The sequence below is a fragment of the Paenarthrobacter sp. NCHU4564 genome, assembly GCF_052156435.1.
Lineage (GTDB): Bacteria > Actinomycetota > Actinomycetes > Actinomycetales > Micrococcaceae > Arthrobacter.
Genome location: NZ_JBQLIS010000013.1, coordinates 84,854 through 97,373, shown reverse-complemented (window position 1 = coordinate 97,373; position 12,520 = coordinate 84,854). Strand labels below are relative to the sequence as shown.

The window sequence follows — 12,520 nt, the reverse complement described above, 5'->3', positions numbered from 1 at the left end:
CAACCATGGTGACTATGGGACCGGCCGCTGACTGGGCACGCAGGCAAGTGGACACCCGACGCGTTCCGGTGGCTGTGCTGGGCGTCGCGTCGAGCCGCGGCATTGAGGACATTGTGGCATTCGGCAGCGACGATGGCCGCCCGGCCTCCACGGAGGACCACTTTGCGTTGTTCTCCGTCACCAAGCCCATCACTGCGCTGACGGTGATGCGCAACGTAGAGCTTGGCCGGCTGGCGTTGGGGACGCCGCTGTCCGCCGCGGTGCAGGGTTTCGGCGCCAGCCGTACGGACACCGTCACGCTGGAGCACCTGCTGAGCCACCGGTCCGGTATCACCGACCCGAAGATCGACGACGTCACTCCCCTGCGTGATTCCCTCATGGCCGCGGGGCAAACCTTTTACGCGGGTTCGCTGGTGCAGTACTGCAACCTGGCGTTCGAAGGGGCTGCCGCCATGGCTGAGTGGGCCGCCGGGCGTCCGTTCGAAGCCCAGGTACAGGACTTGGCTGACGGCACCGGCGCAGGCGGGCTTACCTTCGACTCCGATTGCAACCCGCACGCTGTCCATGTGGACAGCGAGCCCAGCCTGAACGTTCACGCGATGTACAAGAACCGGCACCCCGGGGCGGGCCTGTTCGGAAGGGCAGCGGATCTCCTCAACCTGGGCACTGAACTGCTCCGTGACTCAGGCAAGGCCGTCCAGCGGGCTACGTTGGCGGCGATGCGTCGGCCGCGGACCACGGGGGTGCCGTTCATCAGCATCCTTGAGTCTCCCCGCCGCCACACAGGGCTGGGCTTCCAGATGCCCGCGTACGAATCGGAGCTCCTGGCCAACGGAATCTACGGCCACCCGGGGTGGGCGGGCACGGAGTGGTGGATGCTCCCGGAGCAGGACAGGTGCGTGGTGTTCCTGACCAACGTTCTGGACACTCCGGACCTTGGCGTGGACACCACGGAACTGTTCAACGCGGTAGCGGCCTCCTAGCCCCGGCTCACCCAACTGGGTCGCAGTTGTGCGCGTTTTGAGGGCTCTAAACGCGCTTAACTGCGACCTAGTTGGGCAGGGGACATAGGGCGGGACAGGGGTTACAGGGCGGGGAATGTCAGACGGCGGGCAGGTCAGACGGCGGGCTTGGTCCGTCCGCGCCACGCCGAGACGGCCCACACGATCACGAACAATCCGACCAACACCAGGCCCGCGTCACCCAGATCCAGTGCGCCCAACCACGCGGTCACGGGATCGTCCAGGCCAAACACCGCATTTGCCAAACCGCCCAGCGTGATCACCGAGATGAAGAGCGCCGAGACCGCGGAAATGCCCGTGATCACCGCGTTGAAGCCGAGCTTCCGCTGCGGATCCGCGATAGCCGAACGGTACATGCGCATCATCGCCACGCCGTTCACGGAATCACACAGCGTCATGGCGGCCGTGAAGGCCAGCGGCAACGCCATCAAGGCAAGCGGCGGGACTCCGGCGAGGGTCGCCGTCGTGGTGATCAGCAGCAGCCCGATGGTAGTGGCGGTGTCGAACCCCAGCCCGAAGAGGAAACCAATGACGTAGATGTTCCTCGGCCGCTCCACCCGCGCCAAAGGTTTGGCCAGGAGCCTGGCCACGAAACCCTTGGCCTCCAGGTCTTCTTCCCGGACTGCGGCACCTTCCTGCGCGCTTCGGTAGACCTTCAGGGCACGCAGGAACGCCGAACCGTTGAACAGTCCCATGGCCAGCAGGAACAGTCCCGAAACACCGCCGCCGATCATCCCCAGCACCATGTTCCCGGTTGTGCCATCCTCCATGAGCTGCCCGATCATCGATGCCCCGGCCACCACCAGCAGCCCGGCCAGGACCACCACGGAACTGTGACCCAGGCTGAACGCGAACCCGACGCTCACCGGGTCCTTCCGCTGTGCCACGAACTTCCGGGTGGAGTTGTCGATCGCTGCGATATGGTCCCAGTCGTAGCTGTGCTTGACGCCCGCCAGGTAGGCGGTGACCACAAGCCCCAACGCCAGCGGCTCCGCACCACCGGCGGAGCCCAGCAGCAGAAGTACGACGGCGGCACCGTGCAAAGCGGCCACCGCACCGAACGTGAACAACAGCCTCGTGCGGAGGGACAGGGCATCCCGTTCCCGGTACAGGGTGGTGAATCCGGTCAGAGCGCTCATCAGTGTTTCCTCAAGTTCAAGGGCGCCTGCCCATACCAGCGCTCGCGCAGCAGCCCGGTACAAGCACCCAGCAAGCGGTTCAGTTCCCCGGTGCTGTTGGACAACGACCTCAAGACGAGCCCCCGGGTCCCGGCAGTGCCCATGGTCAATGAAACACCGGTACAGGCATCAAAATCACGGGCCACCGAATGCAGTAGGTCAGCCAGCTCCTGGTTCACCCTCGGGTCGACCACCACCAGTGAACCCAGATGGCTGTATCCCTCCATGAACCCCAATCCTGTGACGTCGACCAGGGGCGGCCTGATAAGCACGTTGTCCAAAGCCAACAGCCTGCTGCCCTGTTGCGTTTCCACCCGGATTTCGTTGCGGAGCCGGATCTCTTCGAAGCCAAACGCGCCGCCGTCCGGCGACCACCCCGGCGTGATGACCTCCGCCATGACAAGGCTCGACGACGGGTGGACACTGATGTGCGAAACCTGCCTGTAGCTGGCCTCCCGGTAGGCGATCAACTGGTCCGGCACCAATTCCAACCGGGCCCCCTCCCCCAAACGGACGGTCATGCGCTGCTCAGCAAACGACCCCGGAGTCCTGTAAACCTTGGTGGCCGACTGCGTGGTCAGAAGCAACTCAGCCCCGTCCCCCACGTCCACCTCGACAAGGAACAAATCCGCCCCCAGATAAGCCCCACCAGGATTGACCACGACATAACAAACCTGTCCACTATCGTCGAGGTAGTGCGGCCGCAACACGCGTAAAGCTCCCTCGTGGAACTGCCGCGAAGCAACGGACTTCCCACCCCGCTCGACGATCCCCAGCCTGAGTTCGCCCCGCGGTGAGAGGACCGTTGAGGCGGCTGAGCCGGATTTTTGGGCCGCGGCGTGGCGGGCTCCGCGGGGGGCCCACTGCTGCGAGGGCCCGGACTCGAGCTTGCGAGAGTTGGGAGCAGCTGGGGACGGGCACGGCCCAAAATCCGGCGAAGCCGCCGGAGCCGCGGCAGCGCTGCTGGCGCTACTCACTGCGCCAGATCGAGCATCAGGACGTCCCGCTTGATCCAGCCAAGGACCTCCCCCAACCCCTCATCGGTCTTCAAATTCGTGAAGCAGAACGGCTTGTTGCCCCGGAATTCCTTGGAGTCGCGCTCCATGATGGACAGGTCCGCCCCCACGTGCGGCGCCAAGTCGGTCTTGTTGATGATGAACAGGTCGGACTTGATCATGCCTTGCCCGGCTTTCCGGGGGATTTTTTCGCCCTGGGCGACGTCGATGATGTAGATCGAGAAGTCCACGAGTTCCGGGCTGAAGGTGGCGGAAAGGTTGTCGCCGCCGGATTCGACGAAGATCACCTGCAGGTCGGGGTGGCGTTGCTTGAGTTCTTCGATGGCGGCGGTGTTCATGGAGGTGTCTTCGCGGATGGCGGTGTGGGGGCAGCCTCCGGTTTCGACGCCGATGATGCGGTCCTCGGGCAGGATGCCGTTGGCGGCCAGGATCTTGGCGTCTTCGATCGTATAGATGTCGTTGGTGATGGCGGCCATGGAGGTGTCGCCGCTCATGTGGCGGGTGATCCGCTCCACGAGCTGGGTCTTGCCGGCTCCGACGGGCCCTCCGACGCCGATGATGATGGGTTCTGTCATGTGTCCTCCTGCGTTAGCTCATGAACATGCGGGCGCGTTGCCGTTCGTGCTGCATCTGTGAAATTTCCAGGCCGGGGATGACCGCGCCGAAGTCGTCCCAGCCCAGGTGGGGTACAGCGTCGACGGCGGCAGCAACGGCGTCGTGCGCGTGCCGAAGTACCCGCTGCCCGGCGTTCTGGCCGAGCGGGATGGCGCGGACGGCGTTCTGGGTCAGTGAGGTGGCGGTGGCGAAGAAGTAGGCGGCCAGCGCCTCGCGCAAAGGCACGCCGAGGGAGCGCGCGACGACGGCGAACGCCAGGGGCTGGTGGCCCGCCGCCCGATCCTCCCGGACCAGCGAGCGGTAGGCGTCGAGCTCCGGGGAGCGGAAGACCTCGGTCCCGATGTCGAGCAGCCGCCCACCCATCTTGATGGAGGCTTCCCGGCCCTCCTTCGCCAACAAGCAGCCGGTCAGCATCCCGTCCAGCACGCCGATGTCCCCGCCCTCATAGAGGAGGCGGACAGCCAGCCCGTCCGTGTAAACCAACTGATGCCTGACAAACACCGTCAGCCAGGTCGAAAAGGTCAACTCATCCCGGACGACCCCTCGGTCGATGTAGGTCTCAAACCCCAGGGAATGGGCGAACGCTCCGGTGGGCAGCGCCGAATCAGTCAGCTGCTGGAGGGCCAATTGGTAGTCAGTGCGTGTGCCCTGCATGGCGGAATGGCACCGGCATCACCCGTTCCTGCCTCTGGTAGGGCACGCCGACGTGCTTCAAGTAGTCCTCCACGGTGTGGTCGTATTGGCAGACCATGACCTCTGCCGCGTACTCGGAGGACGCGTCGAAGAACTGCGCCTGCAGGTGCCGGTTGCCCAGCGAGTGTGCCACAACGCCCATCTCGTGGATGGTCCGGGGTGAGATGACCAGGACGTCGGTAGGCAGGACGGAAATGACAATGAGGTTCGTGTCCTCCATGGCGAGGATGTCGCCGTCGCGCAGGTCCCCCGAGCCGGCGGGAAGTCGGATGCCCAGTTCCTTGCCGTGGTCTGTGGTGACGCGCTGGATGCGCTTGACCAGCAGGCCGCTGGGCAGCACCACCTTCTCCTTATGGTGCCCTGCATAGGTTTCCGGCGGCTGTTCATGCAGGTTGCCCAGGATTTTTTCGATGATCACGGTAGCTCCTAGAACAAGAAGTAGCGTTGGGCCATGGGCAGTACATCGGATGGTTCGCACGTGACGTCCACGCCGTCCACCTTCACGCTGTAGGTTTCGGGGTCGACGGCGATGTCCGGAGTTTCGCCGTTGTGCTTCAGGTCAGCTTTGCGCAGCGTCCGGATACCGCGGACGGGCCTGACGATGCGCTCAAGGCCGAGCTGCGCGGGGACGCCGGCGTCGATGGCGGCCTGGGACAGGAACGTGATGGACGTTTCCTGCACGGCCTTGCCGTAAGTAGCGAACATGGGCCGCATGGTGCGGGGCTGCGGTGTGGGGATGGAGGCGTTCGAGTCGCCCATGAGGGCATATGCGATCTGCCCACCTTTGATGACAAGTTCCGGCTTCACCCCGAAGAATGCAGGGTCCCACAGCACCAGGTCGGCGAACTTCCCCTCCTCGACGGAGCCGATGACCTCCGCCATGCCCTGGGCAATGGCGGGATTGATGGTGTACTTGGCCACGTAGCGCTTGAGCCGGAAGTTGTCGCTGTCCGGCGAACCGTGCACCGTGCCGGAGGGGTCGTGGAGCACCCCGCGCTGGCGCTTCATCGCGTCCGCCACCTGCCAGGTCCGGGTGACCACTTCACCCACGCGGCCCATGGCCTGGGAGTCGGACGAGGTGATCGCAAAGATGCCCAGATCGTGAAGAACGTCTTCGGCCGCGATGGTCTCTGCCCGGATCCGGGAATCAGCGAAGGCCACGTCTTCCGGAATGTCGGGATTGAGGTGGTGGCACACCATGAGCATGTCCAGGTGCTCTTCGATGGTGTTCTTCGTGTACGGCAGGGTGGGGTTGGTGGAGGCCGGAAGGACATGGGGCAGGCCTGCGATCCTGATGATGTCCGGGGCGTGGCCTCCACCTGCGCCTTCGGTGTGGAAGGTGTGGATCACGCGTCCATCGATGGCGCGAATGGTGTCTTCGACGAATCCGCACTCGTTGAGCGTGTCCGTGTGAATGGCCACCTGCACGTCGTATTCGTCGGCAACCCGCAAGGACATGTCGATGGAGGACGTGGTGGACCCCCAGTCCTCGTGGACTTTAAGCCCCACGGCACCGGCGCGGATCTGCTCCGCCAGCGGTTCGACGGCGGACGCGTGCCCCTTCCCGAACAGGCCGATATTGACGGGCAGACCTTCAGCGGCCTGCAGCATCCGGGAGATGTGCCACGCACCCGGTGTGACGGTGGTGGCCTTGGTCCCTTCGGCGGGTCCGGTGCCGCCGCCCACCATGGTGGTGACTCCGCTGCACAGCGCCGTGGGTACCTGCTCCGGCGAGATGAAGTGGATGTGGGTGTCGATGCCACCGGCAGTGAGGATCCTGCGTTCACCGGCGATGATCTCGGTGCTCGACCCAATGATGATGTCCACGCCGTCGGTGATCTGCGGGTTGCCCGCTTTGCCGATTTTGAAGATGTGGCCGTCCTTGAGGGCAACGTCAGCCTTGTAGATCCCCGTGTAGTCCAGAACCACAACGTTGGTGATGACGGTATCCGGCACACCGTCGCCGGGACCGGAACCGTCGCGCGTCAGTTGGCCGTTCTGTCCCATCCCGTCGCGAATGACCTTGCCGCCTCCGAACACCACCTCTTCCCCGTGCACCGTGTAATCGTGCTCAATCTCGAGGAACAGTTCCGTGTCGGCGAGCCGGATGGCGTCACCTGTGGTGGGGCCGTACAGCTCAGCGTATTGCCGCCGTGGAAGCTGGAAGCTCACTGCGCGTCCCCCTTAAGGTGGGTGCCGCCGTCGAGCTTTCCGTTGACCGCATTGCTGAGGCCGTAGACCTCGCGGCTTCCGGCGATCGTGATCAGGTTGACGGTCCGGCGGTCGCCGGGTTCAAAACGGGCCGCGGTCCCGGCAGGGATGTCCAGGCGGCGGCCGTGCGCGGCGTGGCGGTCGAACTCAAGGGCACGGTTGGCCTCGGCAAAGTGGAAGTGGGAGCCCACCTGGACGGGGCGGTCGCCGCGGTTGACGACCTCGACGACGATCGCCTCACGTCCGCTGTTGCATTCGATGGATCCTGGGCCGAGCCGGTATTCACCGGGAATCATGGCTGCTCCTAACGGATGGGGTTGTGGACGGTGACGAGCTTGGTGCCATCCGGAAAGGTGGCCTCGATCTGGACGTCGTGGATCATCTCGGGAACCCCTTCCATGACCTCGTCGCGGGCCAGCACCGTGGTCCCGAAGCTCATGAGGTCAGCTACGGTCCGCCCGTCGCGGGCGCCCTCGATCAGCTCGTAGCTGATGACGGCGACGGCTTCGGGGTAATTGAGCTTGAGCCCGCGGGCCTGGCGGCGCCGGGCGAGGTCGGCGGCCACCACGATCATGAGTTTTTCCTGCTCACGCGGCAAAAGGTGCATGGTTCTCCTACAACCTGGGGATCACCGGGGACGGTTGCTGCCAGCGTAGGGAGCGGACGTTTCGACGACGTTTCCAAACTGTCTCAGCCGCGGGTCAAAACTCTGTGCAATGGCGGCGAGGGGGCTGGGCAGCGGCCATTACAGGGCCGGCGCGGAGGCCGCGCGAAAGCGGCGCGGGGCAGCGATGCGGGGGCCGCGCGAAAAGTTATGGAAACCGTAGACAGCCTAATACATGACTAATATACTAGTTGCGTACTTCACGCTGCTGGCGTGATCAGCTCGACGAGGAGTTATACCGCATATGCAGAAACTCGCACACCGGCTCGAACGACTTGGCACTGAAACTGCCTTCAGCGTCGCGCAGGCCGCTGCCGCCTGGAAGGCGAAGGGCAACCTGGTCTACCCCTTCCACCTCGGTGACATCAACATTCCCACCGCACCGCACATCATCGAGGCCATGAACAAGGCGATCGCCGATGGCTACACCGGGTACTGCCCCGGCCCGGGCATCCCGCAGCTGCGTGAAGCGCTGGCCGAGGACATCGGATCGCGCCGCGGAATCGAATTCACCCCGGAGAACGTGGTGGTCATGACCGGCGGCAAGCCCGTGATCACCAAGTTCCTGCAGGCGGTCATGAACCCGGGCGAGGAAGTGCTGTACCCGAACCCCGGCTTCCCGATCTACGAATCCCAGATCGAGTACCTTGGCGGCACGGCCGTGCCTTACCGCTACGTGCCCACGGACAAGGGCTTCGCGATCGACCTGGACCAGGTCCGGGCCTCGATCACCCCGAACACCACCGCGATCATCTACAACGACCTGCAGAACCCGATCTCGGCCGAGTCCACCGCCGCCGAGCGTGAGGCAATCGCCCGGATCGCGATCGAACACGATCTCTGGGTCCTCTCCGACGAGGCGTACTTCGAGACCCGCTACGAAGGTGTTTCCTCCTCCATCACCTCCATTCCGGGCATGGCCGAGCGCACCGTGATCCTGTACACGTTCAGCAAGAAATTCGCCATGACCGGTTCCCGCCTGGGCTGCGCCGTCGCGCCCAAGGAGATCGCCCAGGTCCTGTCTACCCTGAACACCAACGACGAATCCTGCACCACCCACTACGTCCAATGGGCCGGCATCGAAGCCCTCCGCGGCCCGCAGGAACCCGTCCAGGACATGCTTGACATCCTCAAGGGCCGCCGCGACGCCGCCTGCGACATCGTCAACGCCATCCCCGGCATGAGCGTCGCCGTTCCGCAGTCCACGTTCTACCTGTTCCCGGACGTCACTGAAGCCATGCAGAAACTCGGGTACACCGCTGTGGGCGACTTCGCCTCCGACGCCCTGTACAAGACCGGTGTGTCCTTCTGCACCCGCGAGCACTTCGGCCGCCGCCTGCCCGGCGAAGACCGCCAGTACATCCGGCTGGCCTACTCCGGCATCGAAACACCAGCCATCCAAGAGGGCCTCGGCCGCCTGCGTGAATGGATCGCAAACGCATGAGCCGCGTCGTCGTCACGGGGCGCATCCCCGAAGCCGCCCTCGAAAACCTCCGCGCCTCCCACGACGTCCTTGCTTGGGAAGGTGAGGGGTCCATCAGCCGCGAGGAACTCCTCCGCCGCGTCGCCGGGGCTGACGCGATCGTCAGCCTCCTCACCGAACGCGTCGACGCCGAACTGCTTGACGCTGCCGGGCCGCAACTAAAAGTTGTCTCCAACGTTGCCGTGGGCTATGACAACATCGACGTTCCGGCCTGCACCGAGCGCGGAATCACCGCCACCAACACCCCCGGTGTGCTCACCGAGGCCACCGCGGACATCGCCTTCGGACTGATCCTCATGGCCACCCGCCGCCTCGGCGAAGGTGAACGGCTCATCCGCGCCGGCCAGCCGTGGAAATGGGGAATGTTCTTCCTGCTCGGCTCCAGCCTGCAAGGCAAAACCCTGGGTATCGTGGGCATGGGCGGCATCGGCCAGGCCACCGCACGCCGCGCCAAAGCCTTCGGCATGGAGATCGTCTACCAGTCACGCAGCGAAATCGACCCCGCCATCCCCGCTGAACTCGGCGCCCGACGCGTGGAACTGGACGAACTGCTGGCCATCTCCGACGTCGTCTCCCTGCACTGCCCGTACGGACCGAACACCCACCACCTCATCGGACCCGAGCAACTCGCAGCCATGAAGGACACCGCGTACCTGGTCAACACCGCACGCGGACCCATTATCGACGAAGCAGCCCTCGCCACCGCACTGCGCGAAAACCAGATCGCCGGCGCAGGCCTGGACGTCTTCGAAAACGAACCCAAGGTCCACCCCTGGCTCCTCGAACTCGACAACGTCACCCTCGTCCCGCACCTCGGATCCGCCACGGTGGAAACCCGCACCGCCATGGCCGTCCTCGCAGCCACCAACACCCTCGCCGTGCTCGGCGGCGAACAACCACCAACACCCATCAACTGACAAACAACAAAGCGGCGGTCGGGGCACTCCCCGACCGCCGCTTTTCCTTGCTAGTTGTTCTTCCCCCGGGCTGCGACTTTCCAGGTGTCCACCACCGCACCATCCCGGACCGCCGTGACGTGGTCCACCAGGTTCATGGCCAGGCACACGTGGTTCGGGATGACCCTCAACCGTTCGCCCAGACGCGGCAGGCCGGCATCGTCAGGCCACACGATAGTGGCATGGTGCTCTGACAAGGCCGTGATCCGGGCGTCGCGGAACCCGGGAAGCCGCCCATATCCGGAAGCCCAATCCGGCCTGTCGCTGCCCAGGACCTTGCTTCCGGCATCCACGACGATCCGGCGCACATTTCCGCCGCCCGCCTCGTGTCGGCTTACTACCGTGGCGGCCACCGTCAGTGCGATGTCGTCCCACGAGCAACGCTCAAGCTCAAGCTGCTGGGCATCCCCCAAAACGTAGACGCCCGGACGCAGCTCCGTGGCCGCAGTTTCATTCCCGATCAAGGCCGTGGGAGTTGACCCGCCGCTGATGGTCCGTACTGTGAAACCGGCACGGGTCAAAGCCGCGGCTGCTTCCCCCAGTGCCTGGTTCTCGTTGTTGGCAGCGCCCGTGGGCATGCCCGGCTTGTAACTGTGGCCGGGGAACGTGAAAACGCCCGCAACATCAAGGCCTGCATCAGCTGCTGCCCGTGCCACCTCCACCGCTTCCTCCGGAAGGACGCCACTGCGATGGTGCCCGCTGTCAATCTCCACCAGCACCCCAACGGCACCAGCGCTTTCCCCGAGGCGGCGGCCCATCGCCGTCGCACCTTCCACCGAATCGACGCCCAGCGCCAGGGTGCAGGCCCCGGCCAACCGGCGCAGCCGTTCAGCGTGGTGTTCTTCCACCCACAACGGATAGGCAATGAAGATGTCCGTCACACCGCCGTCGGCAAATACCTCAGCCTCGCCGATCGTGGCCACGGTAATGCCCACAGCCCCGGCCGCGAGCTGCCTGGCCGCGATTTCCAGCGTCTTGTGCGTCTTCACGTGCGGGCGGAGCCCGATGCCCCTGTTCTTCATCGCCGCGGCCATGCGATGGATATTCCGGTCCAGGACGTCGACGTCGATCATGATGGCGGGCGTGACAATTTCTGCGGGAATTACCTGGGTCATCCTTCGACAGTAACGTCCCCCGGCGCCGACTGCCGCACCCGCAACGAGAACGCCGCCTCCGGCTGCTCCACGTTCACGGCGTTGCCCTTGCGCTCGATCCTTTTGATGAGGAGTTCGACGGCGCGCTCCGCGATTTCCGTACGGCCCGGCGCAACCGTGGTCAGGGAAGGAGAGGCGAAGCGGGCCTCATCGATGTCGTCGAAACCGGCCACGGCAATGTCTTCCGGAACCTTTTTGCCGCGCACCAAAAGTTCGTGCAGGGCACCGAGGGCCACTGCGTCATTCAAACCGAACACGGCATCGAACTCCGTCCCGCTCTCCAGCAACCGTGCAACGGCGTCCGCGCCGCCGTCACGCCGCCACCCACAAGGAATCACCAGCTCAGGGTTGTACTCGACACCCGCGGCAGCGAGCGCAGCCCGGTATCCCTGAAGGCGGAGGCCGCCACTGCCGCTCGTGTCGCCGTCGTTCGCGCCAAGGACGGCTATACGACGGCGGCCGCCCGCCAGCAGGTGAGTGGTCACCGCCGAGGCGGCCTCGTGGTTCTGGATGAGGACCATGTCCAGACGCGGATCCTGAACATACTCACCGAGGAGGACCAAGGGTTTCTGCCCTGCCGCCTGGATGATCTGGTCCGCATCAAGTCCCAAGGGAATGAACAGCAGCCCGTCCGTGAGGCTCCGGAACTGGCCCTGGAGCGCTGCCCGTTCATGGTCCGCCTGGTTGCCGGACTGCTCCACCAGCACCCGGTAGCCCTTGGCCCAGGCCGCCTTCATGATGTCCGACGCGAGCTCGGCGTAGTACGGGACGTTCAGGTCCGCGAGGACCAATCCGATCATGTTGGTCTTCCCCGAACGGAGGCTGCGGGCCGTCAGGTTGGTCTCATAACCGAGCTGGTCGATGGCATCAAGGACGCGCTGCTTGGTTTCCGGGCGGATGAACTCGTAATTGTTGATCACATTGGAGACCGTCTTGAGGGAAACGCCTGCAGCGCGCGCAACGTCGTTCATGGTGACGGCCATGCCTGTACTCCTTTGGATCGCCGGGCAGCCGGCTGGCGGGTGTCCCTTGCCGGAGGTCCTTTTTACTGGTGGTCCCGGCACGGGAGAAGCTACGATGGGAACTACACGGAAGTCTAGCGATCACACACGCACATCGGCCGCCCACGGCACCTATACCAAGCCGACCATCATGAGCTTCTATCCGAATGAACCTGAGCAAAGCAGAAGGCTCCAAGCAGTGCTGACAGCAGCGGATATCAGCAGCGATTCGCTCTGGCTTTACTACTTCAGTATCGGCGGGTCCATGGGCGAATGCGAGGTCGAAGCGTACGTCCAGGGCATGTTCTCCGTCCCCGAACTCGAACGCGACCTCCTGGCCATGGCAGCCAACGAGCTTACCGACGACGCAGCACCCCATGCACCGTACGCGGAAGAACTCCGCAAGGGCGACCCCACCTCCGGGCCGCAGAACATCTCCGCCCCATAGCCGGTCCCGGGCGCCGTCACACAGCGCTCATCATTCTGCAACGCCCCCGCAACATGAGTGCGGAAAGCTGGATTCAACG

General features: G+C 64.6%; 14 protein-coding genes. 4 read left to right on the top strand and 10 right to left on the bottom strand.

Annotation, left to right across the window (positions count from 1 at the left end):
- The first annotated feature begins 14 nt into the window (after positions 1-14).
- A complete protein-coding gene (locus ACSVIE_RS14355) occupies positions 15-983 on the top strand; it encodes a serine hydrolase domain-containing protein (RefSeq protein ID WP_442424260.1) in 969 nt (322 codons plus the stop codon).
- 134 nt (positions 984-1,117) lie between these two features.
- Here the strand turns inward: ACSVIE_RS14355 and ACSVIE_RS14350 are convergent, their stop codons facing one another.
- The 8 genes from ACSVIE_RS14350 to ACSVIE_RS14315 form a co-directional block, all read right to left on the bottom strand.
- Positions 1,118-2,161: a HoxN/HupN/NixA family nickel/cobalt transporter gene (locus tag ACSVIE_RS14350; protein ID WP_442424259.1), complete on the bottom strand. Its 1,044-nt coding sequence runs from the start codon at positions 2,159-2,161 to the stop codon at positions 1,118-1,120.
- Positions 2,161-2,976, bottom strand: coding sequence for an urease accessory protein UreD (locus ACSVIE_RS14345; RefSeq protein ID WP_442424276.1), 816 nt, complete (start codon positions 2,974-2,976; stop codon positions 2,161-2,163). The genes ACSVIE_RS14350 and ACSVIE_RS14345 overlap by 1 nt, the downstream gene beginning before the upstream one ends.
- A 197-nt stretch (positions 2,977-3,173) precedes the next feature.
- Positions 3,174-3,791 (bottom strand): urease accessory protein UreG, encoded by a 618-nt coding sequence (gene ureG, locus ACSVIE_RS14340; RefSeq protein ID WP_426005368.1) that lies wholly within the window; start codon positions 3,789-3,791, stop codon positions 3,174-3,176.
- 13 nt (positions 3,792-3,804) lie between these two features.
- Positions 3,805-4,485, bottom strand: coding sequence for an urease accessory protein UreF (locus ACSVIE_RS14335; RefSeq protein WP_442424258.1), 681 nt, complete (start codon positions 4,483-4,485; stop codon positions 3,805-3,807).
- Complete coding sequence (ureE, locus tag ACSVIE_RS14330) at positions 4,466-4,942, bottom strand: urease accessory protein UreE (RefSeq protein WP_442424257.1); 477 nt, start codon at positions 4,940-4,942, stop codon at positions 4,466-4,468. The genes ACSVIE_RS14335 and ureE overlap by 20 nt, the downstream gene beginning before the upstream one ends.
- Positions 4,943-4,950: 8 nt before the next feature.
- Entirely contained in the window at positions 4,951-6,696 is a 1,746-nt protein-coding gene (gene ureC / locus ACSVIE_RS14325; protein WP_442424256.1) for an urease subunit alpha, read from the bottom strand.
- A complete protein-coding gene (locus ACSVIE_RS14320) occupies positions 6,693-7,031 on the bottom strand; it encodes an urease subunit beta (protein ID WP_426005360.1) in 339 nt (112 codons plus the stop codon). Before ACSVIE_RS14320 ends, ureC begins: the two co-directional genes overlap by 4 nt.
- Before the next feature lie 8 nt (positions 7,032-7,039).
- Positions 7,040-7,342 carry an urease subunit gamma gene (locus ACSVIE_RS14315; RefSeq protein ID WP_426005358.1) on the bottom strand — a complete coding sequence of 101 codons (303 nt, stop codon included), beginning with the start codon at positions 7,340-7,342 and terminating at the stop codon, positions 7,040-7,042.
- Positions 7,343-7,643: 301 nt separating this feature from the next.
- Here ACSVIE_RS14315 and ACSVIE_RS14310 point away from each other — a divergent pair, with 301 nt between their 5' ends.
- Together ACSVIE_RS14310 and ACSVIE_RS14305 are read left to right on the top strand one after the other, a co-directional pair.
- Positions 7,644-8,843, top strand: a complete 1,200-nt coding sequence (locus ACSVIE_RS14310) for a pyridoxal phosphate-dependent aminotransferase (RefSeq protein WP_442424255.1) — start codon at positions 7,644-7,646, stop codon at positions 8,841-8,843.
- Positions 8,840-9,799: a 2-hydroxyacid dehydrogenase gene (locus ACSVIE_RS14305; protein ID WP_442424254.1), complete on the top strand. Its 960-nt coding sequence runs from the start codon at positions 8,840-8,842 to the stop codon at positions 9,797-9,799. The genes ACSVIE_RS14310 and ACSVIE_RS14305 overlap by 4 nt, the downstream gene beginning before the upstream one ends.
- Before the next feature lie 50 nt (positions 9,800-9,849).
- Here ACSVIE_RS14305 and ACSVIE_RS14300 read toward each other — a convergent pair whose 3' ends face one another.
- Positions 9,850-10,953, bottom strand: a complete 1,104-nt coding sequence (locus tag ACSVIE_RS14300) for a D-TA family PLP-dependent enzyme (RefSeq protein ID WP_442424253.1) — start codon at positions 10,951-10,953, stop codon at positions 9,850-9,852.
- Positions 10,950-11,975: a LacI family DNA-binding transcriptional regulator gene (locus tag ACSVIE_RS14295; RefSeq protein ID WP_442424252.1), complete on the bottom strand. Its 1,026-nt coding sequence runs from the start codon at positions 11,973-11,975 to the stop codon at positions 10,950-10,952. Before ACSVIE_RS14295 ends, ACSVIE_RS14300 begins: the two co-directional genes overlap by 4 nt.
- A gap of 217 nt (positions 11,976-12,192) precedes the next feature.
- On the opposite strand from ACSVIE_RS14295, the gene ACSVIE_RS14290 reads away from it, so the two are divergent.
- Positions 12,193-12,441: a hypothetical protein gene (locus tag ACSVIE_RS14290; RefSeq protein ID WP_426005350.1), complete on the top strand. Its 249-nt coding sequence runs from the start codon at positions 12,193-12,195 to the stop codon at positions 12,439-12,441.
- Positions 12,442-12,520: the final 79 nt, after the last annotated feature.

What these genes read in the sequence shown, in the direction of transcription:
- ACSVIE_RS14310 (WP_442424255.1), top strand. Translation starts at nt 7,644, where the DNA reads ATGCAGAAACTCGCACACCGGCTCGAACGACTTGGCACTGAAACTGCC.
- ACSVIE_RS14355 (WP_442424260.1), top strand. Translation starts at nt 15, where the DNA reads ATGGGACCGGCCGCTGACTGGGCACGCAGGCAAGTGGACACCCGACGC.
- ACSVIE_RS14320 (WP_426005360.1), bottom strand. Translation starts at nt 7,031, where the DNA reads ATGATTCCCGGTGAATACCGGCTCGGCCCAGGATCCATCGAATGCAAC.
- ACSVIE_RS14350 (WP_442424259.1), bottom strand. Translation starts at nt 2,161, where the DNA reads ATGAGCGCTCTGACCGGATTCACCACCCTGTACCGGGAACGGGATGCC.
- ACSVIE_RS14305 (WP_442424254.1), top strand. Translation starts at nt 8,840, where the DNA reads ATGAGCCGCGTCGTCGTCACGGGGCGCATCCCCGAAGCCGCCCTCGAA.
- ACSVIE_RS14315 (WP_426005358.1), bottom strand. Translation starts at nt 7,342, where the DNA reads ATGCACCTTTTGCCGCGTGAGCAGGAAAAACTCATGATCGTGGTGGCC.
- ACSVIE_RS14335 (WP_442424258.1), bottom strand. Translation starts at nt 4,485, where the DNA reads ATGCAGGGCACACGCACTGACTACCAATTGGCCCTCCAGCAGCTGACT.
- ureG (WP_426005368.1), bottom strand. Translation starts at nt 3,791, where the DNA reads ATGACAGAACCCATCATCATCGGCGTCGGAGGGCCCGTCGGAGCCGGC.
- ACSVIE_RS14295 (WP_442424252.1), bottom strand. Translation starts at nt 11,975, where the DNA reads ATGGCCGTCACCATGAACGACGTTGCGCGCGCTGCAGGCGTTTCCCTC.
- ACSVIE_RS14300 (WP_442424253.1), bottom strand. Translation starts at nt 10,953, where the DNA reads ATGACCCAGGTAATTCCCGCAGAAATTGTCACGCCCGCCATCATGATC.